The organism is Ignavibacteria bacterium, assembly GCA_016873845.1.
Classification (GTDB): domain Bacteria; phylum Bacteroidota; class Ignavibacteria; order Ch128b; family Ch128b; genus JAHJVF01.
Window position 1 is genome coordinate 17,872 of the sequence record VGVX01000003.1, and the last position, 25,897, is coordinate 43,768.

Consider the following 25,897-nt stretch of genomic DNA (forward strand, 5'->3'; position numbering starts at 1 on the left):
TTTCTTTATATCATCTTAAACTCTATGGATACTGTGGGAGAACATCGCCAAGCTTGCCAATCAAAATTATTTTTCAAAAGATTTTAACTGGTAGAATAACTTTACTTATTAAAATTACTTCAATCTTTGATATTTTCTAAATATACTCACTAATTTTTTCAACGAACCTAACTGCATTCTCATAGTTTATTCTAATTTCTTTGGCATCAAGAAGTGAATGAATAGTATAGTCACTTTCCTGTCTGTTCTCGAAAGCTTCTTTATAGGCATCATATAGAGTTTGGTCAAAAATTTTCTCTTCGTGAATAAATTTTTTATTGAACCATCCCATGAGTTGTTTATGCTTTGAAGTAATATAATTCTCAAGGTAAGCGAGAGCTACCACAGAGTAAAAAATTGAATAGTAAATTCTATTAAGAGCATTTGCCAATCTTACGTTTTCGAGATTGATCCTCGCATCTTCCAGAGCTTCTTTTGATTTATTTAGGAAGCTTGATATGAACAGTTTTTTCTCCTCAACCATAGTATAATCCATACTTTGTTACTTCTTCATAGAAAAATGGATTGAACCTGAATTGTTGAGGAGTTAAAATTTTTATATCAAGAAAAATATTTTGCTCGTACTCTAATTCACTAACGAATCTATAAATTTTGTACTTCTTGTTTCTATTAACGTTGTCAAATAAAGCAACGTAATCGTAATCACTGAACTCAGTGAAATCTCCTTTAGTATGTGAGCCAAAAAAATATAATCCTTTAAAATCAGTAAAATTCTGTTGAAAGAACTCTTTTATCTTTAGAGTAATTAAATTGTCGCGAGAACTTAATTTGTTCATCTTATTTATTTAAGCGTTTACTATCAAAATAATTTAATTTTTCAATAATTGCTGGCAATATCTCGCCGGACTTACCAATCAAAGTTACATTCGCATAGTGTGACAGATCGGTATAATCAACATTTACTTCAACAATGAAAGCACCAGATTGTTTAGCATAAATTATCATGTAAGCGGCGGGATAAACTACAGCAGAAGTACCAACAGAAAAAAACACATCGCAATTTTCTGCTGCTGATGCTGCACTTGCATATTGATCTTGGGGTAATATCTCGCCGAACCAAACTACGTCTGGACGAATTAAACCGCCGCAATCACACTTAATCGCGTGTTCAGAATAGTTGCCGGTTAAGTCGTGATTTTTTTTACACTTGATGCAATAATTTCTCTCGATGTTACCGTGCAGTTCAAATATTTTCTTAGAGCCGGCACGCCGATGAAGATTATCAACGTTTTGGGTAATTACGCAAAAATCAGCGAACAGTTTTTCAAACTCTGCAATTGCATAATGTCCGGGATTCGGTTTTACTTCGCTCATTATTTTTCTTCTGTGAGAATACCAGCTGGTAACTAAATCGGGGTTTTTCATAAATGCATCGAAGTTAGCAAGCTCTTCTGGTTTGAATTTAGTCCATAGTCCGCCTTTATCACGAAATGTAGGAACACCGCTTTCGGCCGAGACACCTGCACCGGTGAAAACAACTACAGATTTTGCCGTAGAAAGTTTTTCAATTACTGTTTCAATTTGAGCATTAAAAGAGGGATTGCTCATCTTTAATCTGAGTTTTTTTAGATGGGGATTTTTTCCGATCAGAATCAATTGGGTTGTTTAATTGTCCCTCATCCATTGACAATTGTCCATTATCATTTGTCCTTTTCGAAATGTAAAGCGAGCTGCCTATTAATGAGTGGAATCTAGTCCATGTTGCATCGCTTGATTCTTGCTGGACTAATGTTTTATATGCGTTAGTTTTTGCGCTTAACTCATCAGCATGATAGAGGGCAATCGCTTCAATTGTTTTTGGTTCAACCGGAGAAGCATTTTCAAGTTTACCTTGATGACTCAATATCAAATGAAGAAGAAGCGTTTTCAGTTCATCGGAAAAGTTTGGGATTTGCTGACAAGCATTTTCAATCCAGCTTACCGCCATCACAATATGCCCGATCAATCTTCCTTTATCGGTATAGTCAAATGCAGTTTCGTACGAGAGTTCCTCAATTTTACCGATATCGTGAAGAAGAGCACCGGTAATTAATAAGTCACGATTCAAATCAGAATGAATATCGCACATCAGGTCACAGATCTTTACAATTTCAAGTGTGTGTTCTAGCAGACCGCCAATGTAACTATGATGCCAGGATTTTCCAGCTGGTGCATAAGAAAATTTTTGAAATTTTTCCTCATTGAAAATCAGTTCGAGTAACTTATTTAATGGTTCATTTTTTATCTTTTTAACTCGCTCCCAAAATTCATTTTGCATTTCGGTAATGTCGCGATCGGATGTTTGAAGAAAATCACTTATGCTGACTTGATCTTTTTGAGTCGAGACATGCGCACGCTCAATTTTAAGTTGAAGCCGGTCATTGTATGACTCAACAAAACCTTTGATTTTTACTATCGAGCCTTGGACTGCAGAAGACTGAAACTCCTCAAATCCATCCCAATAATTTGCAGTGATTGAACCGGATTTATCACCGAATTCAAGACTTAGATAGTCTCTTCCAGTTTTAGTTTGCTTAACTTCAATTTTTTTGAGTAGAAAGAAATGGTTAACAATTTCTTTGTTTTGCAGTTCTTTAATCGGTTTTTGCTGAAGCATCTTAAATAAACTTACAAAAGGAAGGGGTGAGAAACAACTGGTGATTGAGCTTAGCAAACATCGAACTGAATGTAGAATGTATAATGTAAAATGGAAGATGGAAAATGGTTGATGGTGAATGAAAGATGTGAAATAGTTGGTTGAAAATCGAATGTGTTTATAAGTTGACCTATTATTTTAACTATACTAATTGAGAGTATAGAACAACTGAGTTTATTCCCTTTGCGCTAATTGTATGAAATACTGCGATGGAGTCTTCGAATTCTTTAAAAAATAGACCAATCAATTTATTCCCTTTCATTCAATCTCTTCTTATATTTCATTATGAAACAGATTAAAAAGGTATTGGAACCAAAGATGAAATGGGGAATTGCCGGCTTAGGTTACATTGCCGAAAATTCCGTTATTCCTGCAATTAAACTTTTAAGAAGAAATCGAATTACCGCTGTATTTAGTAATTCATTTGACAGAGCGAGAACTATCTCGCAGAAATATTCTGTAAAAGATTACACAAGCGATTATCAAAAATTTTTGGAGTATGACTTTAATGCACTTTATGTGGCGAGCGCGAATAAAGATCATTACTATCAAGTCATTCAAGCCGCACGAGCGGGCAAACATATCATCTGCGAAAAACCTTTAGCGATGAACTCTGCCCAAGCTAAAGAAATGGTTGAAGCGTGCAAGGAGAATAATGTTAAGTTATCGGTTGGATACATTCAGCGGTTTCATCCGTTAACAATAAAAGCCAAAGAGATTCTTGAAAACGGAATGATAGGGAAACTCGTGCTCATAAATGTTTCGCAATCTTTGAACTATCCGCCCGGAGACAACTACCGCTTCAAAAAAGAATTTTCTGGCGGGGGAGCTTTAAGAGACGTCGGAACTCATTGTATCGATTTGCTAAAGTACTTCGGGGACGAAATTACATCAATAAAAGGATTTTTAGACAATGTAATCTATCAAAGTGAAGTCGAAGATTTTTCCTGTGCTAATGTCAAGTTTAGAAGAGGAGGTTATGGAAATTTTTATGCTTCATATTGTATTTCGAAGCCAATTAATCGGATTGAGTTAATTGGATACAAAGGAACATTGATAATCGAAAATCTTATCGGCAAAAGATTTGATTATGCCAAGCTGATAATTTCCATTGACGGGCAAACTAAAAAAGCATTTCGCAAGCGTGGAAATAAAATTGTGAATTTACTTAAAAACTTCCAATCATCTGTTTTGAAAGGAACCCCGCTTTTAGTAACCGGTGAAGATGGTCTTTTCAATCTGCAACTTATGGAGGAGCTTGAAAAAAGTTGTGGGTAAAAGCTGAGCTTGTTGAAATCTGTAAATTGATTTATGAGAAGGGCTTCGTTGCCGCAACTGATGGAAATATTTCTGTACGGCTTGATGATCAAAAAATTCTTTGCACACCGAGTGCTGTTTCGAAGGGAAAAGTCAAACAAGATCAACTTGTCACAGTTGATTTTGATGGGAATGTTGTTTTTGGAAACAGAAAACCTTCGACTGAGCTTGCTCTGCATCTTGAAATTTATAAAACTCGAGACGATGTAAATGCAGTGATCCATGCTCATCCGATTTATGCAACCGGATTTGCAAGCTCGAAATTAGCACTGAGCAGTTGTGTTTTTCCTGAAGTTATTTTAGGGCTTGGAGTTGTGCCAGTTTGCACATATGGAACACCAGCTACAAATGAAGTTGTTGATTCGATCAAACCATTTTTAAATCAGACAAATATTTTACTTCTTCAAAATCATGGAGCGGTAAGTTTCGGGACGAACCTTTGGGATGCATATTATAAGATGGAAAAACTTGAACATGCAGCCAATACTTTATTTGTGGCGCGAATGCTCGGCGGTGAAAATGTTTTGACACAAGATCAAATGAATAAGTTGTACGAAGTGAATGAAAATATTTATAAGATTTCGCAAAAAATGAAAATTCCTTGCGAACCTTTGAAATAAAACTGCTTCTCACTATTACGTGTAAATGAAGATTGTTATATATAGAAGAATTGAATTCCGGGAGATAATTTGAAGATAATTGTACTAACGGGTGGTACTTCACCCGAAAGAGAAATTTCTTTAAGAAGCGGCAGAGCAATCGCAAATGGACTAAGAGCAAAAGGGCATGAAGTGATTGCGATTGATCCAGCATTTGGAACAAAACAACTAAAATCTGAAGAACAACTCTTTACTTACGATCCATTGGAGAAAAGAATTTCAAATGAGAACTATATAAAATGTATAGATTCAAATTTATTCGATGGTTGTGAGCTGATTTTCATTGCTTTGCACGGCAAATGGGGGGAAGATGGGACGGTGCAATCTTTACTGGATCTTAAAGGATTGAAATATACGGGTTCAGGAGTTCTCTCAAGTGCAATGGCGATTGATAAAACTCTAACAAAAATTCTTTTTCAGCATTATCATGTAAATACACCAAAGTGGCTGACAATAAATGGAACCGGTTATGAGATTATTTCAATTCAAGAGCACGTCATAAAACTTATCGGTCTTCCTTGTATAGTTAAACCAAATGATCAAGGTTCAACTGTTGGATTTACTTTGGTAAAAACAATTGATGAACTCGAAGCCGCAATTGAATTAGCTTTAAAATATTCAAACCGTGCATTAATTGAAGAATATATTCATGGAAGAGAATTGACAGCTTCAATTTTAGGAAAACAAGTTTTACCAATTGTTGAAGTTCGTCCTAAACACGAACTGTATGATTACGAATGTAAATACACAAAAGGAATGACCGAATATTTTTGTCCGGCATCACTCGATGAAAAAATCGTGAAACAAATCGAGCATCAGTCTCTTTTGGCTTTTGAATCGTGTGAGTGTGAAGCATTTGCTCGCGTTGATTTTATTTTGAACGATAAGAATGAATTATTCTGTCTTGAAATTAATACAATTCCCGGAATGACAGATTTGAGCTTAGTACCAATGGCTGCAAAAGCTATTGGTATAGAATTTCCTGATCTCGTGGAAAAAATTGTTGAGCTTTCGCTTTGACTTCAACACAAAAAAAAATTTTAATTTTGTTTGGAATCGTCTCGCTTTTACTCCTCATTGCATTCACTTTGATTTTTACCGAAAAAGGATTTTATACTTATTATAAAATGAAAAATGAAAAAGAGCGGCTTCAATTCGAAATCGATAGTCTAAAAAGAGTAAACGATAGCCTTCGAACTGAAATTGAATTATTGCAAACCAGTGACGAGAAAATTGAACAAGTTGCCCGCGAAAAGTATGGTTTAGTTAAGCCTGGGGAAAAAATATACAAATTTGAAAAATGACAAAATTAATTCCGCTTGCCGAACGTGCCCGCCCGAAAAAACTTTCTGAATTTGTAGGACAGGAACATTTACTTGGAGAGGGTAAATCTCTCAGTATTTTAATTGAAAATCAAAAAATCGGATCGATGATTTTTTGGGGACCGCCTGGCTCTGGAAAAACTACTCTTGCAAGAATAATTGCACAATCATTGAACTCTGAATTTTTTCAAATTAGTGCAGTGACTTCAGGTGTACGTGATATTCGTACAATCATTCAGCATGCTGAGAAAAATTTTCAAATTGACCGAAAGACAATTTTATTTATAGATGAAATTCACCGTTTTAATAAAGCACAACAGGATTCTTTACTTCACTCAGTTGAGTCTGGCGTTCTAATTCTAATGGGTGCAACAACCGAGAATCCATCATTTGAAGTTATATCTCCCTTATTATCTCGCTGCAGAGTTTATGTCTTGAAACCTTTATCTGAGGAAAATTTAAAGACGATTTTAACCAACATTATTCATTCAGATGAATATCTTAAAAAGTTAAATATTGAAATTATTGATATCGATTATCTAATCTTAATGTCGAATGGCGATGCTAGAATTTTATTAAATGGATTAGAAACTTCGATTGAAATCGCTGATAAGTCAACGACAGAAAAAATTATAATAACAAGAGAAATCATCAGCGAAGCATTTCAGAAGAGAAAAGTTGATTACGATAAAGCCGGCGAAGAACATTACAATCTAATCTCAGCATTCATAAAAAGTGTTCGCGGCAGTGATCCAGATGCCGCTGTTTATTGGCTCGCTCGTATGCTTGAAGGCGGAGAAGATCCTTTATTCATAGCTCGTCGAATGATAGTTTTGGCATCAGAAGATATTGGAAATGCATCTCCGACTGCGCTCGTTTTAGCGACGAATACTTTCACAGCGTGTCACTATATTGGGATGCCTGAGGCTAGGATAATTTTAAGTCAATGTGCTACTTATCTGGCATCTGTTCCAAAGAGTAATTCCTCATACAAAGCTATTAATGCGGCTATGAACGACGTCGAAAAGCTCCCAAATTATCCTGTCCCGCTCCATTTAAGAAATGCACCGACTCAATTAATGAAAGACCTTAACTACGGAAAAGATTACAAGTATGCACACAGTTTCGATGAGCATTTTGTTAAAGACGATTACCTGCCAATAGAAATAAGAGGCAAGCAATACTATGAACCAACTGATCTTGGGCAGGAAAAAAATCTTAAAGAAAGATTAAAATCTCTTTGGGGAAAAAGAAAAAAGTACTAACCGGCATTACTCTCGTATAAAATATTTACCTGGCAGCTGTTTTATCAAACCTTTGAATTCGAGTGTGAGTAAGTGTACCAAACATTCTGAAGTCTGACTTTCGGCTCTTTCAGCTAATGAATCTATGTGTATCGGATTAGTATCTATTAATTCAAATAGCTTACTTTCGAAAATATTTAACTGCGAAGTATCAATCCTCTTTTCTTCTTTCGACTGAATTCTAAACTTATTTCCGAATTCAGAGATAACATCATCAACCGAAGTGATTAATTTTGCATGCCCACGCTGAATGAGTTGATTCGTTCCGCGGCTTTGCTTTGTTTCAACGGGTCCTGGTAAAGCAAAAACTTCTCTATTTTGGTCTAATGCAAATTGAGCGGTAAGTCTGGCACCACCATTAAAATCAGTCTCAATAACAATTGTGCCCAGGGATAATCCACTAATAATTCTATTCCGTCTGGGAAAATTCATTGCGTCAGGTTTTGTACCGAACGAATATTCAGAAATCACACAACCGCTCTCAGTGATTTTATCAAAAAGCTTTTTATTTTCTGGCGGATAAATTATATCGAGTCCTGATCCAAGTACAGAAATGGTTCGTCCGCCATGTTTCAAAGCTGAATAATGAGCAGTCGTATCTATCCCTCTTGCCAGTCCACTTACGATTGTGATATTGTAACTTACTAAGTCCGAGACCAATTTCTCTGTCGACTTATTCCCATAACTAGTCGGTGTACGAGTTCCAACAACAGCAATAGCATTTTCATCAGATTTTTCAAAGTTACCTTTAGCAAAAATTATTACGGGAGGATCATAAATTTTTCGAAGTAAATATGGATAATCTTCATCCCAGAAAGAAATGATTTGAGTTTTATTTTTTTCGGATAGTAAAATTTGACGCTCGGCAAATGGAAGAAAATTATTCTCTTCAGCTTCTCGTAAAATTCTTTTGCTAATTGTAGAATTGATACCTTCTATTGAATTAAGTTCGGTGAAATCAGCATCAAAGACATCATGAAGAGAGGAAAAATTAGAAACTAGTGTTCTGAGTTTGTTTACTCCAATCCCCTCGATTTTTGATAATTGAAGGATTTTTAAGTAATCGTTTGAGGTAAAAGCAGTCATGACCTCTTAATAAAAAATTATTTTTTAATTTCTAATTGATCAACAACTGCCACAATAACACTGTGGACAGGTGCGTTTTTATGCCCTAAAATTTGTTGCGCCGCATCTCCTTCTTGAGTTACAAGTACGATATCGTTCACTCCAGCATCCACAAAATCTAAAGCAATTAAATCTTTTTCCCCTTTTAAATTTAAATTAAGATCAACTGGATGAACAATCAAATGCTTATGAGAAATAAGATGCTTATTTTTTTGAGTCGAGACTAAGGTTCCGGTTACCCTACCAAGAATCATTTATTATCTGAACTTGAAACTAATTTTGCAGATTTCTTTTTTGCAAATATCCCGAATGGAAAAATTAAGAAATATGCAACTCCTAAAATAATAGGAGATATATACAGTGCCGCCGTGCTATCCCAAGGCTGGGTGGTCATTACGACGAATCCAACAAAAATTAATGCGAAACCAATTGCAAATATCAAAAAGCTTTTCTTGCCAAGTGGGATATTAAATAAATCAGCTCTCTTCTTTTGCAGAACTGTTTTTTTTATTTTTTTGACCATATTAAATCCTGCATCATATATTAAATAAATAGCCCAGTGTTGGGGGAACCACTGGGCCGACCATCTTACTGTATAATGAACAGTAACCACAAAGGTCTACCGTAAATTTATAAATAGATATTATCTAATTCAAGAGTAATTATTCTTTGAGATTTGATAGACAATCTTTCTTATGGTATCGAATTGTAAATATGGATACTCCTCACGAATATTATCTATTGCATCTCCTGCACTAATTCTATTTGCTCGTAACTCTTTGAATTTTTTTCTGATTTGATAATCTCTGACGGCTTTTTCATCGACCAAGTTATGCTCTTTTAACAAAGCATAAATATCATCCGAAATTAAATCGGAAAGTGGATTGTTAAATTTATCTTTCATAGTTAACCTCATCATCTAATTTATCGCCATATAAACAAACAATTTTGCATAATAAATAATTCCTTAGTCATTATATTTCAAAACATTAAAATTACTTTGGTATTTAACGTAATAAAATATACAAAGTTCGATTTCAAAAAGCGATAAAATTGTTTCAAAAAAAAATATTTAAAATCACTTGACAAACCACATTCCATCAGGTATATTTGTGTCCCATTTGAACATATAAAGTTCGTTTGAAAAATTGAAAAAAGAGTGCGTCTTGCGAGACGCATTTTTTGTTCTTTGAAAGAATGAGTGTGTTGAACCAGTCAGTTCAACAGTTTCAAACCTCAAAATTTTATACAGAATCAAACTTTACTACGGAGAGTTTGATCCTGGCTCAGGACGAACGCTGGCGGCGTGCTTAACACATGCAAGTCAACGAGAAAAGTGTAGCAATATGCTGAGTAAAGTGGCGCACGGGTGAGTAACGCGTAGGTAATTTGCCTTAGGGTTGGGAATAACCCCGCGAAAGCGGGGCTAATACCGAATAATGCAGCGGGCCCGCATGGGTATGTTGTTAAAGAGGCAGCAATGTCTCGCCTTAAGATAAGCCTGCGTCTGATTAGCTAGTTGGTAGAGTAAAAGCCTACCAAGGCAACGATCAGTAGCTGGTCTGAGAGGATGATCAGCCACACTGGAACTGAGACACGGTCCAGACTCCTACGGGAGGCAGCAGTGAGGAATATTGGGCAATGCCCGAAAGGGTGACCCAGCAACGCCGCGTGGAGGATGAAGTCCTTCTGGATGTAAACTCCTGTTGGAAGGGACGAACAACTAATGCCCGTAAGAGCATTAGTCTGACGGTACCTTCAAAGAAAGCACCGGCTAACTACGTGCCAGCAGCCGCGGTAATACGTAGGGTGCTAGCGTTGTCCGGATTTACTGGGTGTAAAGGGCGCGCAGGCGGACCTTTAAGTCATGGGTGAAATCTTTCCGCTTAACGGAAAAACCGCCCCTGATACTATTGGTCTTGAGTACGGTAGAGGGAGATGGAATTCCAGGTGTAGCGGTGAAATGCGTAGATATCTGGAAGAACACCAGTGGCGAAGGCGATCTCCTGGCCCGTAACTGACGCTCAGGCGCGAAAGCGTGGGTAGCAAACAGGATTAGATACCCTGGTAGTCCACGCTGTAAACGATGGATACTAGATGTTGGCTCGCAAGAGTCAGTGTCGCAGCTAACGCATTAAGTATCCCACCTGGGAAGTACGATCGCAAGGTTGAAACTCAAAGGAATTGACGGGGGCCCGCACAAGCAGTGGAGCATGTGGTTTAATTCGATGCAACGCGAAGAACCTTACCTAGGCTCGAAAGACTAGATTATCCATCGGTGAAAGCCGGTGGCGCTTCGGCAATCTAGACAGGTGCTGCATGGCTGTCGTCAGCTCGTGTCGTGAGATGTTGGGTTAAGTCCCGCAACGAGCGCAACCCTTGTCCTTAGTTGCCATCAGGTAAAGCTGGGCACTCTAAGGAGACTGCCTACGCAAGTAGTGAGGAAGGTGGGGATGACGTCAAGTCCTCATGGCCCTTACGCCTAGGGCTACACACGTGCTACAATGGGTGCTACAAAGGGCTGCGAGACCGCAAGGTGGAGCCAATCCCAGAAAAGCATCCTCAGTTCAGATTGGAGTCTGCAACTCGACTCCATGAAGCTGGAATTGCTAGTAATCGCGCATCAGCACGGCGCGGTGAATACGTTCCCGGGCCTTGTACACACCGCCCGTCAAGCCATGGAAGCTGGGGGTACCCGAAGTCGCTGTACTAACCGCAAGGAAGTAGGCGCCTAAGGTAAAACCAGTGACTGGGGCTAAGTCGTAACAAGGTAGCCGTACCGGAAGGTGTGGCTGGATCACCTCCTTTCTAAAGAGTAATAAACTGTTACTGATTGACTCGCACTCATTCTTTTATTTGTTCTTTAATAATGTGATTATCCCTAACGGGCCTGTAGCTCAGATGGTTAGAGCGCACGCCTGATAAGCGTGAGGTCAGTGGTTCAACTCCACTCAGGCCCACAAACGGGTGTTCGCTCCAACCTTCTGGTATCAGAAGATGTTGGGGCTATAGCTCAATTGGGAGAGCGCCTGCCTTGCACGCAGGAGGTTAGCGGTTCGAGCCCGCTTAGCTCCACAAGTCTTTTTGAGTGTTCTTTGAAATTTTGGATGAGTGAATTTCTAATTGCTATTTTATAACAATTAGAATGAAACTTTGAGCCTAACTAAGTTTACCTGTGAAAAAATTTTTATAGTAATTTTTGGTTAAGTTACTAAGAGCATACGGCGGATGCCTTGGCACAAGAAGTCGATGAAGGACGCGGTTACCTGCGATAAACCACGGCGAGGTGGAAACAACCTAAGATCCGTGGGTCTCCGAATGGGGAAACCCTCCTCGAGTAATATTGAGGAACTGCCATTTGAATAGATAGAATGGCTAGAGACAACCCAGCGAAGTGAAACATCTCAGTAGCTGGTGGAAAAGAAAACAAATGTGATTTCCTTAGTAGTGGCGAGCGAAAAGGAAACAGCCTAAACTATCCAACATGTTAAAGCCTGCAAGCCTTGTGTTGGTAGTGTTGTGGGAATTAGTTTGATCTAATTGCAGTATGATCGAAGAGTCAAAAATTAAAGAGATAATCGAATCACTTGGAAAGGTGAACCACAGAAAGTGAAAGTCTTGTAGGTGAAATCTTTTTAACTCTTTGAACTAGTCTCCCAAGTACCACGGAGTAAGTGGAAGTCTGTGGGAATCTGCCAGAACCATCTGGTAAGGCTAAATACTCTCTTGTGACCGATAGTGAACCAGTACCGTGAGGGAAAGGTGAAAAGCACCCTTAAGAAGGGGGTGAAATAGTACCTGAAACCGTATGCTTACAAACGGTTGGAGTCCCGATTTATCGGGATGACAGCGTGCCTTTTGGATAATGAGCCAACGAGTTACTCGTACGTTGCAAGGTTAATCCCTTAAGGGGAGTAGCCGAAGCGAAAGCAAGTTCGAAATGAGCGATTTAAGTAACGTGCGGTAGACGCGAAACCGTGTGATCTACCGTTGACCAGGATGAAGCCCCGGTAAAACGGGGTGGAGGTCCGAACTGATGTGGGTTGAAAACCGCTCGGATGAGTTGACGGTAGGAGCGAAAGACCAATCAAACTCGGTTATAGCTCGTACTCCTCGAAATAGCTTTAGGGCTAGCCTCGTATATAGTGTTATGGAGGTAGAGCACTGATTGGGCTAGGGCCGTCACAACGGTACCAAACCCAGACAAACTCCGAATTCCATTAACATGTTTTGCGGGAGTCAGGCAGTGGGGGATAAGCTTCATTGCCAAGAGGGGAACAACCCAGACCGTCGGCTAAGGTCCCCAAATTCCAGTTAACAGAGAAAGGATGTTAAGTTGCTCAGACAACTAGGATGTTGGCTTAGAAGCAGCCATTCATTTAAAGAGTGCGTAATAGCTCACTAGTCTAGCGACTTGGCGTCGACAATACTCGGGACTAAAACTGGATACCGAAGCTGCGGATTCTCCGTTTATCGGAGAGTGGTAGAGGAGCATTCTATATGGGAATCTGGAACAGATATCCCGCCTTCGGCGGGATGAAGGTGTGGTGCGAGCCATGCTGAACCGTATAGAAAAGCAAATGTTGGCATAAGTAACGATAAAACAGATGAAAAATCTGTTCACCGAAAGTCTAAGGTTTCCTGAGCAACGTTAATCGTCTCAGGGTTAGTCGGACCCTAAGCCGAGGCCGAAAGGCGTAGGTGATGGGAAACAGGTCAATATTCCTGTACCTGGTAAGTTTTGTTTAACTTTAAGGGGTGACGCAGGAGTGAAAGGTCAGCCACCTGTTGGATTAGGTGGTCTAAGTGTGTAGGCGGGGAATGCAGGCAAATCCGCATTCTCTTAACGCTGAGGCACGAACGGGAGTCCGCAAGGACACAAACTGACACTAAACATGCTGCCAAGAAAAACCTCGTAAAGGAGAAATTTATCAGACCGTACCGCAAACCGACACAGGTAGACGAGATGAGTATTCTAAGGTGCTCGAGTGAGCCGTGGTTAAGGAACTCGGCAAATTAACCCCGTAACTTCGGAATAAGGGGTGTCCTGATTGGTATAAGATTTACGCGAAAGCTAATCGGGATCGCAGTGAAATGGGCCAAGCGACTGTTTAACAAAAACACAGGTCTCTGCGAAGTCAATCAAGACGATGTATAGGGACTGACACCTGCCCGGTGCTGGAAGGTTAAGGGAAGAGGTTATGCCGACTTGTCGGCAGAAGCTTTGAACCGAAGCCCCAGTAAACGGCGGCCGTAACTATAACGGTCCTAAGGTAGCGAAATTCCTTGTCGGGTAAGTTCCGACCTGCACGAATGGTGTAACGATTTGGTCACTGTCTCAACCACGGGCTCGGTGAAATTGTGGTACCGGTGAAGACGCCGGTTACCCGCATATGGACGGAAAGACCCCGTGCACCTTTACTGCACCCTAACATTGGGTTTGAGTAAAGCATGTGTAGGATAGGTGGGAGACTTTGAAGTGGCGCCGCTAGGCGTCATGGAGTCAACGGTGAAATACCACCCTTGTTTTATTTGAATTCTAACCTCGGTCCTTGAATCAGGATCAGGAACAGTGTTAGGCGGGTAGTTTGACTGGGGCGGTCGCCTCCTAAAATGTAACGGAGGCTCCCAAAGGTACCCTCAGCATGGTCGGTAATCATGCGTCGAGTGTAAAGACATAAGGGTGCTTAACTGCGAGACCTACAAGTCGAGCAGGTGCGAAAGCAGGGCTTAGTGATCCGACGGTAGCGAGTGGAAGTGCCGTCGCTCAAAGGATAAAAGGTACGCCGGGGATAACAGGCTGATCTTACCCAAGAGTTCATATCGACGGTAAGGTTTGGCACCTCGATGTCGGCTCATCGCATCCTGGGGCTGAAGAAGGTCCCAAGGGTTTGGCTGTTCGCCAATTAAAGCGGTACGTGAGCTGGGTTCAGAACGTCGTGAGACAGTTCGGTCCCTATCCTATGCGGGCGCAGGATATTTGAGAAGAGTCGCTCTTAGTACGAGAGGACCGGAGTGAACGAACCTCTAGTGCACCAGTTGTCGCGCCAGCGGCATCGCTGGGTAGCTATGTTCGGTTGTGATAAGCGCTGAAAGCATCTAAGCGCGAAACACACTTCAAGATTAGATATCCCCTTCCCCGATTTTTCGGGGAACTAAAGACTCCAAGGAGATTACTTGGTCGATAGGCTGCAGGTGTAAGTATAGTAATATATTTAGCCGAGCAGTACTAATAAGTCGTGCGACTTAACCTATATTTTTATTTTATCACAGAAAATTTAGTTGTGTTTGAAGTTTCCACTCTCCAAAATTTTTTATTATGATTTTCGCTTAAAGCGAATGAGTTTTCTTGGTGACCATAGCCAGAGTGGTACACCTCTTCCCATTTCGAACAGAGAAGTTAAGACTCTGAACGCCGATGGTACTGCATGGGCAACTGTGCGGGAGAGTAGGTAGTCGCCAAGTTTATTTTTTAATCCCGACTAATTTCTAGTCGGGATTTTTTATTTTAAAGGTGTGCTGGAGTTATGATAAACATTGAGAGTGAACACCAGAGGTGGGCCTGCACAATAATCTAGTTTCCAAATATTTAGATGTCGATTATTTCATCAAAGGGATTCTTGATTCGTTATAAAATCTATGTGATTATTTAGAATTGAGTGTAAATCTATTCGGTGTTTCAATCAGAAATTTTCTCACCACTTAATTCATTTATTATGAAATCGTAAATTTCATTCTGATCAGAATTAGATACAGAAGACGAAGGAGTATTTTGCTGTTCGCTTGTTTGCTTGACGGGAGTTTTGGAAGGTTCTTTTTTCACGCTGAATCTGATCGGAGCGCCAAAATACTTTTTTGATTCTTGTGAGAGATAATCTTTGAAGCTTTCTATTACTGTTATCTGTTCAGGCTGGTTGCAAATTAAATTTATTTGATTTTTTTCTATTGAGTGTAATGTAGATTTTTCCAATGAGCTGCCAATTAAACTGCGGTCGTTTTTTACTATCTCTATAAATGATTTCCACCTTTGCTGAATTTCTTCCATTGAATTCGAGGTGTATGATGGAATAATTTTATCAGCGATAATTTTTGGCTTTTCGGATTTTTCCAAAGTGTTATATAGTTCAAGGGCAGGTTCTTTCTGATTCGAGCTTGTTTTGGCCGTTTCAGATATTGTTTTATCGATAGGGTGAGCAATCTTAGTGGTTAAATTGGATGAAATAGTTCTTGAAACTGATTTTCCCTTCAATGACTTTATTTCTTTGATCAAAGATTCAATGTCCACAGCACTTGGGAGTTCAACCAACTGAGCAAGTGCAATTTCCAGAGTTAATTTTTGATTTGAGCTTTGTTTTAAGTCTGTCTGACACTTTGTTAAAAGTGAGAGAATTCTCAATATATCATTATTGCTAAATTGGCTTGAGAACGATTTGTATTTTTCTTTTGCTGTTTCACTTGCTTCAACTAAAGAAGTGTCGTTTGTAATATTGACTGATAAAATATTTCTAAAGTGTTCGATGAGTCCATTAACGAACGTTATCAAATCCCAGCCATTGTAGTAAACTTCATTTGAAACCTTGAAAGCGTCCAAGTGATTTTTGGAAATTACAGCATCTGATATTCGAAAATAAATATCTTCGTTTATTGCATTTAAAATATTTGAGACTTCGTCAAATGTTACCTTCCCGCCGGAATAAGCAACTATTTGATCAAAAATGCTTTGAGCATCGCGCATCGCACCATCGGCTTTTTTCGCGATTATACTGAGGGCATCATCTTCGAATTCCACATTTTCCGCTTTAGCTATGTTCGCAAGATGAGTTTTGATCTCGTCCATTGTGAGCCTGCGAAAATCGTACCGCTGACAACGAGATAAAATCGTCGACGGGACTTTGTGAATGTCTGTAGTGGCAAAAATGAAAATCACATGTGCGGGGGGCTCTTCAAGTGTTTTGAGAAGTGCATTGAACGATTCATTTGTTAGCATATGCACTTCATCGATAATATAAATCTTATATTTTACGGTTGAAGGTGCGTATTTAACTGACTCTCGCAGAGTTCTAATCTCATCGATTCTACGATTTGAAGCTCCATCAATTTCGATTACGTCAATATTTGCTCCGCTCGTGATTGTTTTACAAGTTTCACATACGTTACATGGATTGAAATTCTTCTGATTGGGACAGTTCAGAGATTTTGCGAGAATTCTTGCAGTCGAAGTTTTTCCAATTCCGCGAGGTCCGGCAAAAATGAAAGCATGAGCAACTTTACCGGCTTTGATAGAATTCTTTAATGTTTGGGTGACATGTTCCTGCCCAATTACATCATCATAAATTTGTGGACGCCATTTTCGTGCGGTTACTTGATAGATTTGCTCGCTCATATTTTACTGTATTCTAAATTGGAAATTCTCTCAGCAAGAATATAACATAATTTTTCAAGATTATCTTTATCGATTAAGTTGAAATTCGATTGATTATAACTATCGATGTCAAGAACTCCAAAGATATTCCCTCTTAAAATAATTGGAATGACGATTTCAGATCTTGAACCGGAATCGCACGCAATATGTCCGGGAAATTTTTCTACATCGTCAACAATTATTGTTTCCCGCGTTTGAACAGTCGTACCGCAGACTCCTTTTCCGATTTCTATCTGCGAACAAGCAACTCTACCTTGAAATGGACCGAGTATTAGTTTCTCGTTTTTCAAAAGATAAAATCCAACCCACGAAAACGAACTGAAAGCTTGTTTAAGAATGGCTGTAAAATTTGAGAGCAGCGATATTAATTCATTCTCACCTTTAATGAGTGATTCGCATTGCGGGAGAATTTCGGAATATATCTCTTGTTTATTGCCCGATGAGATTTTTATTTCTTTCACTTCTTAGTTTTCTTCAACGATGATGTTGAGAGGACTTTATTTCCAAATACGAATGGAATCGCATCAAGAATTGTATTGATAGGAATAATCTTTAATCCTTTTTTGACTGTTTCGGGAATATCTACTAAATCTTTCATGTTCTCATTCGGGATTAAAACTTTTTTAATTCCGCTTCTTTGTGCGGCGAGAAGCTTCTCAGTTAATCCACCAATTGCAAGAACATTCCCACGCAAAGTTATTTCACCAGTCATTGCGACGTCATGATTCGCTGGTTTTGTTTTAATCGCAGAAAGCATTGCCATCGTCATTGTGATGCCGGCAGATGGTCCATCCTTTGGGATCGCTCCTTCGGGAAGATGGATATGAATCTCCTTTCCTTTATAGAAGTTTGAATTGATACCAAGTTTTTTTGCGTTGGACCGAATGTAACTTAGTGCTGCTTGAGCTGACTCTTTCATCACATCGCCAAGCTGACCTGTAAGAGTTAGTTTTTCAGGTCCGTTCATGATAGTAACTTCGACATCGAGAATTTCGCCCCCGACACTCGTCCACGATAATCCAGTAATGCTTCCGATTTTCTTCTCTCTTACAACGGTTTTACTTCTGAATTTCGGGACGCTGAGATATTTTTCAAGATTATCAGCAGTGATTTTTCTTTTAATGTTGGATATATCTTTTCCATTCGATGATTTCTCGAATACGATTTCCTTCGCGACTTTTCTGAAAACAGTTGCGATTTCCCGCTCAAGATTTCTTACGCCTGCTTCTTTCGTGTATTCTCGAACAATTTTCTGAATTGCATCATCTTGAATCAAAATATTTTTTGGATTCAATCCATGCTCGGTTAATTGCTTTGGTATAATATGAAGTTTTGCAATTTCAAGTTTGTCATGTTCTAGATAACCTGGCAGCTCAATTATTTCCATCCTATCCTGTAATGGAAGTGGAATATTATAACGAATATTTGCTGTAGTAATGAATAAAACTTTTGAAAGATCGTAATCGCAATCGAGATAATGATCGTTAAAAGTATGATTCTGTTCAGGATCGAGAACTTCAAGCATTGCGGCTGATGGATCGCCCCTAAAGTCCATACTCATTTTATCAATTTCATCAAGAAGAATTACTGGATTTATGACGCCAGCTTTTTTCATCGATTGAATAATTTTACCGGGCATTGAACCGATGTAAGTTCTGCGGTGTCCTCTTATTTCTGCTTCGTCTCGTACACCGCCAAGAGAGATGCGAACAAAATTTCTGTTGAGTGCACGAGCAATTGATTTTGCTAAAGATGTTTTTCCAACGCCTGGAGGACCGGAAAAGCAAAGAATTTGTCCTTTCATTTCTTTTACTAAGTTTAAGACAGCTATGTGTTCTAAAATTCTTTGCTTCGGTTTTTCGAGTCCAAAGTGATCTTCTTCAAGAATTTTTTCAACATGCTTCAAATTCAGATTATCTTTTGTTTTTTTACTCCAGGGTAAATCGGTGAGCCAATCCAAATAATTTCTAAGAACTGTCGATTCAGGAGACATTGGTGGAGTTTTTTTCAATTTATTAAGTTCTTCGAGAGCTTTTTCTTCCACCTCTTTCGGCATTTTTGCTTTTTTAATTTTATCACGTAATTTTTGATTTTCCGGTGATGAATCTTCCTCCTCCCCAAGCTCATCTTGAAGAATTCTGATCTGCTCTTGAATTAGAAACTTTCTCTGAGTTTTTTGAATGTTCTCTTGGACTTTGAGATCTATCTCTTTCTCAATTTTGAGTACATCAATTTCGGATTTTAAAATTTTTATCAATTCATAAAATTTATCTTTTAAGGTGTATTGTTGAAGAATCGCCTGCTTAACTTCTACGGTTTGAATTACATTGGCTGCAGAATAAAAAAGCTTTCGGATTGGATCGGAAATATTATCAAAGGCAGTTAAAGTCTCGCTTGGTATATTTCTGTTGAGTTTAACGTACTCGCTAAAAAGATTCGAAAGATGGCGGACTAAAGCATCGTGCTCTACGTTTTCTTCAATTTCGTGTGAGATAACTTCTATTTCAGCTTCGATATAATTTGAATTATCTATGAATGATTTTATAAATCCATGTGCAACACCATCGACTAAAATTTTCATTAATCCATTCGGCAAGCGGAGTATTTGCACTATTTTTGCAATAGTACCTTCCGTAAATAAGTCTTCTTGCTTCGGATCATCAATGTTTGGCTTTTTCTGTGCGACAAGAAAAATATATTTATCCGATTCAGTAGCAGAAGTTGCAGCTCGAATTGATTGCTCTCTTCCGACTAAAACCGGGAAGATCATATATGGATAAATTACAACGTCTCTAAGCGGAAGGACAGGCAGTCTGTTAGGGAAATTAAATATTTCAGTAAAAGATCTTTCCTCTTCATTGTTCACGATATTACTCAAATCGGGTTCTCCTCATTTGTCATATTAGTAATACAAATTTACAAAAAAAACCAACTTCAATTCATTGCATTTTTTTGGTGCTAAAAAGGAATAAGGTTGATAACTTCTAATTGTTTGTAACCATTCAATCAGTTAATTTTAAATTGAAGCAATAATTAAATGATTTATAATCTTAAAATAAAAATTAAGCAAAAATTTGGGGAAGGAAGTCTTCCAATCAAAATTATTGACGGTATTTACGGAGAGATCAAAAAGACTATTCCTTTACGATTCCGGTATGGTAAGGAATATAGGTTGATGCTTAATTTTTTGAATGAGTCTCAATATTGGACAAAAGAAAAGCTTGAAGAGTATCAATACGATAAAATGAGTCAGTTGTTAAATCATGCAGAGAACTATGTATTATGGTACAAGAAAAAGTTTGCCGAGTGGGGTGTCAATGTAAAAGATTTTGTGAATCTGGGAGATATTAGAAAATTTCCAGTCGTCACAAAAGAAGAAATTCGAGACAATCTAGATCAATTTCTTGATATTAGAATTAATAAAAATTCACTCATGTATGTTACAACAGGGGGCTCGACAGGTATCCCTTTCGCATTTTATCAACCCTCAAGCCTTGAAAAAATAGATTATGCATTCTTCTCGCATCATTGGGGATGGTTGGATTGTAAACTTTCTGATCTTTCAGTCGTACTGCGAGGGGAATATGTCGGAAGTGAGAAAAAATTATTTTACTTCAAACCAAGTAAAAACGAATGGCATTTTTCGACATATTTTTTAACTGAAGAAAACGTTAGAATTTATATTAATAAACTCAATGAAATTAAACCCAAATTTCTTCAGGCTTATCCCTCGGCTGTCGAGATACTAGCAAAATATTTGCTTGATCAAAATCTTAAAATGGATTTTAAATTAGCCGCTATAATGTGTGGTTCTGAAAATGTTTATAGTGATCAGGTTGAAATTATTGAAAAAGCATTTCATACACATGTACATTGCTGGTATGGTCAAGCAGAGAGAGTTTGTTTGGCCCCATGGACAAAAAATTCGAGATATTATCATGTTTATCCTCAATATGGATTAACAGAACTATTAAGTGATAAAGGGGAAGAAGTTACATCTGAAGATGAGATTGGTGAAATTATCGCGACCGGATTTCATAATCTTGTCATGCCACTGATTAGATACAAAACGCGTGATCTAGCATTGCATACAAATAAAAAAAGTCCAGATGGAATCAATTTTCGACTTTTTTCTAGAATTGAAGGAAGATTGCAAGAGCTCATTGTCACCTCTTCTGGGAGATTAATATCGATGACTGCAATTAACATGCATGACAACACATTTGATAATGTTAAACAATTTCAATTCTTTCAAAATGAACCGGGAATATTAATCTTGCGAGTAATCCCTAACAGTAATTTCGGTGAAACGGATAAAAATAGAATAATCGATCATATAAAAAACAAAATTGGTAAGGATACTGAGTTGATTTTGGAATTAGTTCAGAGTATTGAAAAAACTAAAAGTGGGAAACTGCGTTTTTTAATTCAACACCTCCCAATAAATAGGTGGGAAAGTTTAGAAAGAATAACATAATGGCAAAATCAATTTACCCAATTATTGATAGCAGATCGAAAAACGAAGTGGCTGTTTTTATTGATGATAAGTGTAAATATTCGTCAAATACACCTTACCATCCAAATGAACTTTATCCTGAATATCCTTTTAGAGAGAATAATATTGAAAAAACATCAGTTTTAGAAAAAGATTCCTACTATGCTGTACGCCAAATCTTTCATCTCCTCGAATATGATATAAATAACTTTGGAACAAAGAATTGGAATCCATTAGGACATATTATTAAACCAGGCCAGAATGTTGTTTTGAAACCAAATTTCATTTTACATTACAACGAAGCAGGATATGATATATATGCAAGCTTAACCCATCCTTCAGTAATTAGAGCAATGGCCGATTATTGTTATATCGCAATGAAGGGGAAAGGAAATCTTTGCATCGCTGAAGCTCCTCAAATGAATTGTGAATTTGATAAGATTGAAGAATTAATGAAACTTCAATCAATCAAAGAATTCTATAAAAAAGAAGCTAATTTTGATTTTAACATTATTGATATTCGACGCCTTAAATGTAAATTTGATTATGACAAAGGCTATTTCCCTTCAGATTCGTTTGTAACGAATGAAAATGCAGATCCTTTGGGCTACACTATTATTGATCTTGGAAATGAAAGTTATCTGCATGGAATAATTGGATTGGAAAATTTATATGGCGCAGATTATGATAGGAAGTTCACGGTTGCCAATCATTCGAGAGGTGTACATAAATACTGCATTTCGAATACAATACTTAACGCTGATACTGTGATATGTCTTCCTAAGTTAAAAACTCATAAAAAGGTTGGTGTTACTTTAAATATTAAGCTTCTTGTCGGTATTAACGGCGATAAAAACTACTTGGCTCATTATCGTATAGGAACGGCAGATCAGAATGGAGATGAATATCCAACTACAAGTAAAACAAATGTCAGAATCTCAAGAAAAGTTGCAAGATTCATTAATGATAATCTTTTTGCAAAACGATCAAAGTTTACGGATCAAATTTTTCTGCTTATAAAAACCATTGGACAACCAGTACTTAATTTTTTGAGAAACAAAAATATTGTTCTCCTGCCCGACGAGAAGGATAGAGTCTATGGAGGTAATTGGTATGGGAATGATACAGCATGGAGAATGGCATGCGACCTTGCTCGCATCTTGTTCTACTCAGATAAAAATGGAAAAATAAAATCTGTTCCACAGAGGAATATTTTATCAGTAGTTGATGGAATCATTGCCGGTGAAGGTGACGGACCTATGTCCCCTGAACCTAAAAATATTGGAACTTTAATCTCTGGGGAGAACATTCTCGCGGTTGATACTGCATGTGCAACATTGATGGGCTTTGATTACCGAAAAATTAAAATGCTTTCCAATTCTTGGAAGAAAAACAAATTTTCGATAGTAGATTTCTCACCTGTAAAGTCCAAGATTAAGTCAAATATACCTTCAATTAATGAGTCGTCAGTTGAGAATTGTATGTTTTTCAATTTTAAACCACATCCTCAATGGGAAGGACACATTGAATTAGATGAGTAATCAAAATGAATCATCCCCCGAGTCTTGACTTTGATGAGAAAAGAATATACGTTTGCCATAGAATACAAAAGGGATCAGAAGTAAATTTTCAAGTTTTAGGGGTTACATGATTCCTGATCACATTCAGTTAAATAAATTGAGGTGTAAAATGAAGAAAATATTTTTTTTCTTGTCATGTGCATCGTTCATCTTTTTATTTAGTTGTTCTAAAATCTCCGAAGAAATAGTTAATCCTTCTGAAAACGCAAAAGGAGGCGTGACATTCACCCTACTGAAAAGTGCTATCCCACCGGAAGTGAAAGTCGTCTCCATTAAACTTGAACGAAGTGGATATCCTATTGTAAAAGACTCAGTTGTACTTTCGACAGCAACAGATACAGTGAGGATGCAAGTAAATAATTTGATTATCGGATATTGGAATCTAACAGTTACTGCTCAAGATGAATTCGGCATTGTCAAATATACAGGTTTTGCTTATGTACAAGTTTTAGAAGGGATTACAACATCGGTTTATATCGCTATGTCTCCGGTTGGTAGTGGAACGGGAAATCTTGAAATTTTTATCTATTGGGGACTTGCTAAATCAAAATGGACGATGTATTTAAATAATCCTGTTCTTAATCAGTCACCTGGTGGTTGGGACGCTGAACATTTTTATGTAGTTGATCCAACAATAGTAAAAGTTGGAAGTCAGTATAAAATGTGGTACACATCTGGAAATAACTCAAGACAATCAATAGCATATGCAACTTCGTCGAATGGTATTAATTGGACAAAACACGGAATTGTTATAGAGAAGGGTCCGATTGAATCATGGTTTAATAACGGTGTTTCAGACCCTACAGTTATTTATGAAGATGGAATATATAAGATGTGGTTTGTTGGTAAACATTATGAAAATATTCATAATGGAATTGGGTATGCAACTTCAATTGATGGCGTGAATTGGACATTACCTGCTTCACCCGTAATATCACCAAGTGGAACAAAACCACATCTATTCGGCCCATGTATCCTCAAGAAGGAGGGGATATATTTTCTTTATTACACAGTTGGCTACTCAATTTATAATCGCGAAATCTTCCTTATGAAGTCTGTAAATGGTACAAGTTGGGAGGATTATGGAATGGTGCTCAAACGGAGAGAAGGACTAAAATGGGAAGAAGATGGTGTATTTGTACCTATGGTTTTTTATGATGAAGGGAAGTTTAAAATGTATTACTCTTCAATGAGCGATACTCGGAATTCACGAATTACTTTGTATTGCGGTTACACTGAATCAAATGACGGATTGACATGGATAAACCGTCCATTATATCCGGAACTCGAAGCCCCTCATACCAAACCCTGGTTGACGATGTCTGCAACATATCCATACATAATTCGTGAAGGGAGTAAATTGCGAATGTGGTTTTCAGGTCTGTCTACAATCCCAAATCAATGGCAAATCGGCTACGCTGAACAATAGAAATTTTATAGTCCACTTAAACGAACCCGATTCATTAACGAGTCGGGTTTTTTTGTGCTTTCTCTGAAAATTGTTTCTATCCTATTATTCATTTAACTTTGAATAAAATGGAAGGAATTGATGAAATTCATTGAAACTGCTGGTAAGGCAGCTCATGAAGCAGGCAAGTTGATTTTAGATAGTATTGGCAAGGTAAAAGATATCACATTTAAAACCATGCCGACAAATCTTGTTACTGAAGTCGATAAAAAAGCTGAAGAAATAATAATCGATATATTATTGAAGGAGTTTCCCGATTTTGATGTTCTTGCTGAGGAAAGCGGATCGTCTTCCACAAAAAATTCTGAATATATGTGGGTAATTGATCCACTTGACGGAACAACGAATTTCACGCATTCGCTTCCAATTTTTTCAATTTCAATTGGACTCATTAAAGGAAACGATGTGATTGCAGGTGTTGTGTATGACCCGACTCGTGAACAACTATTTCATGCTGAACTTGGAAAAGGAGCGTATTTAAATAATAAAAAACTACACGTTTCAAAAGTTAAGGATGTAAAGAAAGCTTTACTCGTTACCGGATTCCCATACAATGTTGAACAAAATCCCGATCATTGTTTCGAAAGATTTATCAAAATGACAAGCGAGAGCCGTGCTGTCCGCCGGCTTGGTTCAGCCGCGATTGATTTCGCTTATGTAGCCGCTGGAATCTTTGATGGATTCTGGGAAGTGAAACTCAATCCATGGGATATTGCCGCTGGTTATCTGCTTGTAAAAGAGGCAGGGGGGAAAGTGACTAATTTTGCCGGAGAGGAAAGCGATATTTACAACAAACAAATTCTTGCCTCTAATGGGCATATTCACAATAAAATGGTGGAACTTCTCGCCGAAGCAGAGCATATCAAAATATCTTTATGATAGATTTCTTTTATTCGATCGACGTTTCCATTTTTTACTTTATTAATGGAACACTCGCCAATCCAGTATTTGACAAATTGATGCCTTTCATAACGGAAGTGAAGAATTGGTACCTCGTCTACGTTTTATTGTGGTTTATAATTCTATTTAAAGGAGGAAAGTATAGATTCGCGATGGCAATCTCTATGATTCTTCTTATTACAATAACCGATCAGGTCAGCAGTTCGCTTCTGAAAAATTTGTTTGAACGTGTGAGACCATGTAATGCCTTGCCAGATGTCCATCTACTTGCAGGATGCACAGGCTCGTATTCTTTTCCTTCGTCGCATGCGGTAAATAACTTCGCCGCGGCGACGTTCTTTTCATTCTATTATAAACATTTAAAATGGCTTTTGTTTTCGGTTGCTGTGATAATTGCTTTGTCCAGAATTTTCGTGGGAGTTCATTATCCGTCGGATGTTCTTGGCGGAGCCGTTATCGGTACCATACTCGGATACCTATGTGTTAAGCTGACCGAGAGAATTTTAAGGATTATTTATGAATAAGAATATCAAAAATCAAATTGTAAAAAGTAAAATTATAAATTCAAATGAAAAATGGAGTAATTTAAATTTTGATTTTATAATGTCAT

General features: G+C 37.9%; 21 protein-coding genes, 2 tRNA genes and 3 rRNA genes. 15 read left to right on the forward strand and 11 right to left on the reverse strand.

Going from position 1 to position 25,897, the window contains the following annotated elements:
- Positions 1–136 precede the first annotated feature (136 nt).
- The 4 genes from FJ213_01435 to FJ213_01450 are packed head-to-tail and all read right to left on the reverse strand — an operon-like array spanning position 137 to position 2,656.
- Positions 137–535, reverse strand: a complete 399-nt coding sequence (locus tag FJ213_01435; GenBank protein MBM4174827.1) for a HEPN domain-containing protein — start codon at positions 533–535, stop codon at positions 137–139.
- A complete protein-coding gene (locus FJ213_01440) occupies positions 516–836 on the reverse strand; it encodes a nucleotidyltransferase domain-containing protein (GenBank protein MBM4174828.1) in 321 nt (106 codons plus the stop codon). The genes FJ213_01435 and FJ213_01440 overlap by 20 nt, the downstream gene beginning before the upstream one ends.
- Before the next feature lies 1 nt (position 837).
- Positions 838–1,608 (reverse strand): NAD-dependent deacylase, encoded by a 771-nt coding sequence (locus FJ213_01445; protein MBM4174829.1) that lies wholly within the window; start codon positions 1,606–1,608, stop codon positions 838–840.
- Complete coding sequence (locus tag FJ213_01450) at positions 1,589–2,656, reverse strand: HD domain-containing protein (protein MBM4174830.1); 1,068 nt, start codon at positions 2,654–2,656, stop codon at positions 1,589–1,591. The genes FJ213_01445 and FJ213_01450 overlap by 20 nt, the downstream gene beginning before the upstream one ends.
- Positions 2,657–2,980: 324 nt before the next feature.
- Here FJ213_01450 and FJ213_01455 point away from each other — a divergent pair, with 324 nt between their 5' ends.
- Genes FJ213_01455 through FJ213_01475 form a run of 5 tightly spaced genes read left to right on the forward strand, consistent with a single transcriptional unit; the run spans position 2,981 to position 7,258 of the window.
- Complete coding sequence (locus FJ213_01455) at positions 2,981–3,973, forward strand: Gfo/Idh/MocA family oxidoreductase (protein ID MBM4174831.1); 993 nt, start codon at positions 2,981–2,983, stop codon at positions 3,971–3,973.
- Positions 3,964–4,632: a class II aldolase/adducin family protein gene (locus tag FJ213_01460; GenBank protein MBM4174832.1), complete on the forward strand. Its 669-nt coding sequence runs from the start codon at positions 3,964–3,966 to the stop codon at positions 4,630–4,632. The genes FJ213_01455 and FJ213_01460 overlap by 10 nt, the downstream gene beginning before the upstream one ends.
- 54 nt (positions 4,633–4,686) lie before the next feature.
- Entirely contained in the window at positions 4,687–5,691 is a 1,005-nt protein-coding gene (locus FJ213_01465) for a D-alanine--D-alanine ligase (protein ID MBM4174833.1), read from the forward strand.
- A complete protein-coding gene (locus FJ213_01470; protein MBM4174834.1) occupies positions 5,688–5,975 on the forward strand; it encodes a septum formation initiator family protein in 288 nt (95 codons plus the stop codon). The genes FJ213_01465 and FJ213_01470 overlap by 4 nt, the downstream gene beginning before the upstream one ends.
- Positions 5,972–7,258, forward strand: coding sequence for a replication-associated recombination protein A (locus tag FJ213_01475; GenBank protein MBM4174835.1), 1,287 nt, complete (start codon positions 5,972–5,974; stop codon positions 7,256–7,258). The genes FJ213_01470 and FJ213_01475 overlap by 4 nt, the downstream gene beginning before the upstream one ends.
- Positions 7,259–7,264: 6 nt before the next feature.
- Here the strand turns inward: FJ213_01475 and dprA are convergent, their stop codons facing one another.
- The 4 genes from dprA to FJ213_01495 all read right to left on the reverse strand — a co-directional run bounded on the left by dprA (position 7,265) and on the right by FJ213_01495 (position 9,326).
- Positions 7,265–8,383, reverse strand: a complete 1,119-nt coding sequence (gene dprA / locus FJ213_01480) for a DNA-protecting protein DprA (GenBank protein ID MBM4174836.1) — start codon at positions 8,381–8,383, stop codon at positions 7,265–7,267.
- 17 nt (positions 8,384–8,400) lie between these two features.
- Complete coding sequence (locus FJ213_01485; protein MBM4174837.1) at positions 8,401–8,676, reverse strand: ethanolamine utilization protein EutN; 276 nt, start codon at positions 8,674–8,676, stop codon at positions 8,401–8,403.
- Positions 8,673–8,945, reverse strand: a complete 273-nt coding sequence (locus FJ213_01490) for a hypothetical protein (protein MBM4174838.1) — start codon at positions 8,943–8,945, stop codon at positions 8,673–8,675. The genes FJ213_01485 and FJ213_01490 overlap by 4 nt, the downstream gene beginning before the upstream one ends.
- A 129-nt stretch (positions 8,946–9,074) precedes the next feature.
- The gene (locus FJ213_01495) at positions 9,075–9,326 is read right to left on the reverse strand and encodes a hypothetical protein (protein MBM4174839.1); all 252 of its coding nucleotides are present in this window, start codon (positions 9,324–9,326) and stop codon (positions 9,075–9,077) included.
- Positions 9,327–9,690: 364 nt separating this feature from the next.
- On the opposite strand from FJ213_01495, the gene FJ213_01500 reads away from it, so the two are divergent.
- The 5 genes from FJ213_01500 to rrf all read left to right on the forward strand — a co-directional run bounded on the left by FJ213_01500 (position 9,691) and on the right by rrf (position 14,887).
- Positions 9,691–11,233 (forward strand): 16S ribosomal RNA (locus tag FJ213_01500).
- A gap of 75 nt (positions 11,234–11,308) precedes the next feature.
- Positions 11,309–11,385 (forward strand) — tRNA-Ile (locus FJ213_01505).
- Between the two features lie 39 nt (positions 11,386–11,424).
- Positions 11,425–11,500: transfer RNA gene (locus FJ213_01510), tRNA-Ala, on the forward strand.
- Between the two features lie 116 nt (positions 11,501–11,616).
- Positions 11,617–14,686: ribosomal RNA gene (locus tag FJ213_01515) — 23S ribosomal RNA — on the forward strand.
- 84 nt (positions 14,687–14,770) lie between these two features.
- Positions 14,771–14,887, forward strand: a 5S ribosomal RNA gene (gene rrf / locus FJ213_01520).
- Together the 16S, 23S and 5S rRNA genes with 2 tRNA genes alongside form the textbook arrangement of a ribosomal RNA operon.
- Before the next feature lie 214 nt (positions 14,888–15,101).
- Here rrf and dnaX read toward each other — a convergent pair.
- Genes dnaX through lon form a run of 3 tightly spaced genes read right to left on the reverse strand, consistent with a single transcriptional unit; the run spans position 15,102 to position 19,614 of the window.
- Positions 15,102–16,805, reverse strand: coding sequence for a DNA polymerase III subunit gamma/tau (gene dnaX, locus FJ213_01525; protein MBM4174840.1), 1,704 nt, complete (start codon positions 16,803–16,805; stop codon positions 15,102–15,104).
- A complete protein-coding gene (locus tag FJ213_01530) occupies positions 16,802–17,305 on the reverse strand; it encodes a GAF domain-containing protein (protein MBM4174841.1) in 504 nt (167 codons plus the stop codon). The genes dnaX and FJ213_01530 overlap by 4 nt, the downstream gene beginning before the upstream one ends.
- A complete protein-coding gene (gene lon, locus FJ213_01535; protein MBM4174842.1) occupies positions 17,302–19,614 on the reverse strand; it encodes an endopeptidase La in 2,313 nt (770 codons plus the stop codon). Before lon ends, FJ213_01530 begins: the two co-directional genes overlap by 4 nt.
- Positions 19,615–19,881: 267 nt before the next feature.
- On the opposite strand from lon, the gene FJ213_01540 reads away from it, so the two are divergent.
- From FJ213_01540 to FJ213_01560, 5 genes are all read left to right on the forward strand, one after another.
- On the forward strand, positions 19,882–21,321 hold the full coding sequence (locus FJ213_01540; protein ID MBM4174843.1) for a phenylacetate--CoA ligase family protein: 1,440 nt from the start codon (positions 19,882–19,884) through the stop codon (positions 21,319–21,321).
- Complete coding sequence (locus FJ213_01545; GenBank protein MBM4174844.1) at positions 21,321–22,880, forward strand: DUF362 domain-containing protein; 1,560 nt, start codon at positions 21,321–21,323, stop codon at positions 22,878–22,880. The genes FJ213_01540 and FJ213_01545 overlap by 1 nt, the downstream gene beginning before the upstream one ends.
- A gap of 148 nt (positions 22,881–23,028) precedes the next feature.
- Positions 23,029–24,348 (forward strand): hypothetical protein, encoded by a 1,320-nt coding sequence (locus FJ213_01550; protein ID MBM4174845.1) that lies wholly within the window; start codon positions 23,029–23,031, stop codon positions 24,346–24,348.
- 120 nt (positions 24,349–24,468) lie between these two features.
- A complete protein-coding gene (locus FJ213_01555) occupies positions 24,469–25,266 on the forward strand; it encodes an inositol monophosphatase (GenBank protein MBM4174846.1) in 798 nt (265 codons plus the stop codon).
- Positions 25,266–25,811: a phosphatase PAP2 family protein gene (locus FJ213_01560; protein MBM4174847.1), complete on the forward strand. Its 546-nt coding sequence runs from the start codon at positions 25,266–25,268 to the stop codon at positions 25,809–25,811. The genes FJ213_01555 and FJ213_01560 overlap by 1 nt, the downstream gene beginning before the upstream one ends.
- Positions 25,812–25,897: the final 86 nt, after the last annotated feature.

Bases quoted from the DNA above. Each gene is read 5' to 3' on its own strand.
- FJ213_01435 (MBM4174827.1), bottom strand. From the start codon at position 535: ATGGATTATACTATGGTTGAGGAGAAAAAACTGTTCATATCAAGCTTC.
- FJ213_01440 (MBM4174828.1), bottom strand. From the start codon at position 836: ATGAACAAATTAAGTTCTCGCGACAATTTAATTACTCTAAAGATAAAA.
- FJ213_01445 (MBM4174829.1), bottom strand. From the start codon at position 1,608: ATGAGCAATCCCTCTTTTAATGCTCAAATTGAAACAGTAATTGAAAAA.
- FJ213_01450 (MBM4174830.1), bottom strand. From the start codon at position 2,656: ATGCTTCAGCAAAAACCGATTAAAGAACTGCAAAACAAAGAAATTGTT.
- FJ213_01455 (MBM4174831.1), top strand. From the start codon at position 2,981: ATGAAACAGATTAAAAAGGTATTGGAACCAAAGATGAAATGGGGAATT.
- FJ213_01475 (MBM4174835.1), top strand. From the start codon at position 5,972: ATGACAAAATTAATTCCGCTTGCCGAACGTGCCCGCCCGAAAAAACTT.
- dprA (MBM4174836.1), bottom strand. From the start codon at position 8,383: ATGACTGCTTTTACCTCAAACGATTACTTAAAAATCCTTCAATTATCA.
- FJ213_01485 (MBM4174837.1), bottom strand. From the start codon at position 8,676: ATGATTCTTGGTAGGGTAACCGGAACCTTAGTCTCGACTCAAAAAAAT.
- FJ213_01490 (MBM4174838.1), bottom strand. From the start codon at position 8,945: ATGGTCAAAAAAATAAAAAAAACAGTTCTGCAAAAGAAGAGAGCTGAT.
- FJ213_01495 (MBM4174839.1), bottom strand. From the start codon at position 9,326: ATGAAAGATAAATTTAACAATCCACTTTCCGATTTAATTTCGGATGAT.
- dnaX (MBM4174840.1), bottom strand. From the start codon at position 16,805: ATGAGCGAGCAAATCTATCAAGTAACCGCACGAAAATGGCGTCCACAA.
- lon (MBM4174842.1), bottom strand. From the start codon at position 19,614: ATGATCTTCCCGGTTTTAGTCGGAAGAGAGCAATCAATTCGAGCTGCA.
- FJ213_01540 (MBM4174843.1), top strand. From the start codon at position 19,882: ATGATTTATAATCTTAAAATAAAAATTAAGCAAAAATTTGGGGAAGGA.
- FJ213_01545 (MBM4174844.1), top strand. From the start codon at position 21,321: ATGGCAAAATCAATTTACCCAATTATTGATAGCAGATCGAAAAACGAA.
- FJ213_01550 (MBM4174845.1), top strand. From the start codon at position 23,029: ATGAAGAAAATATTTTTTTTCTTGTCATGTGCATCGTTCATCTTTTTA.
- FJ213_01555 (MBM4174846.1), top strand. From the start codon at position 24,469: ATGAAATTCATTGAAACTGCTGGTAAGGCAGCTCATGAAGCAGGCAAG.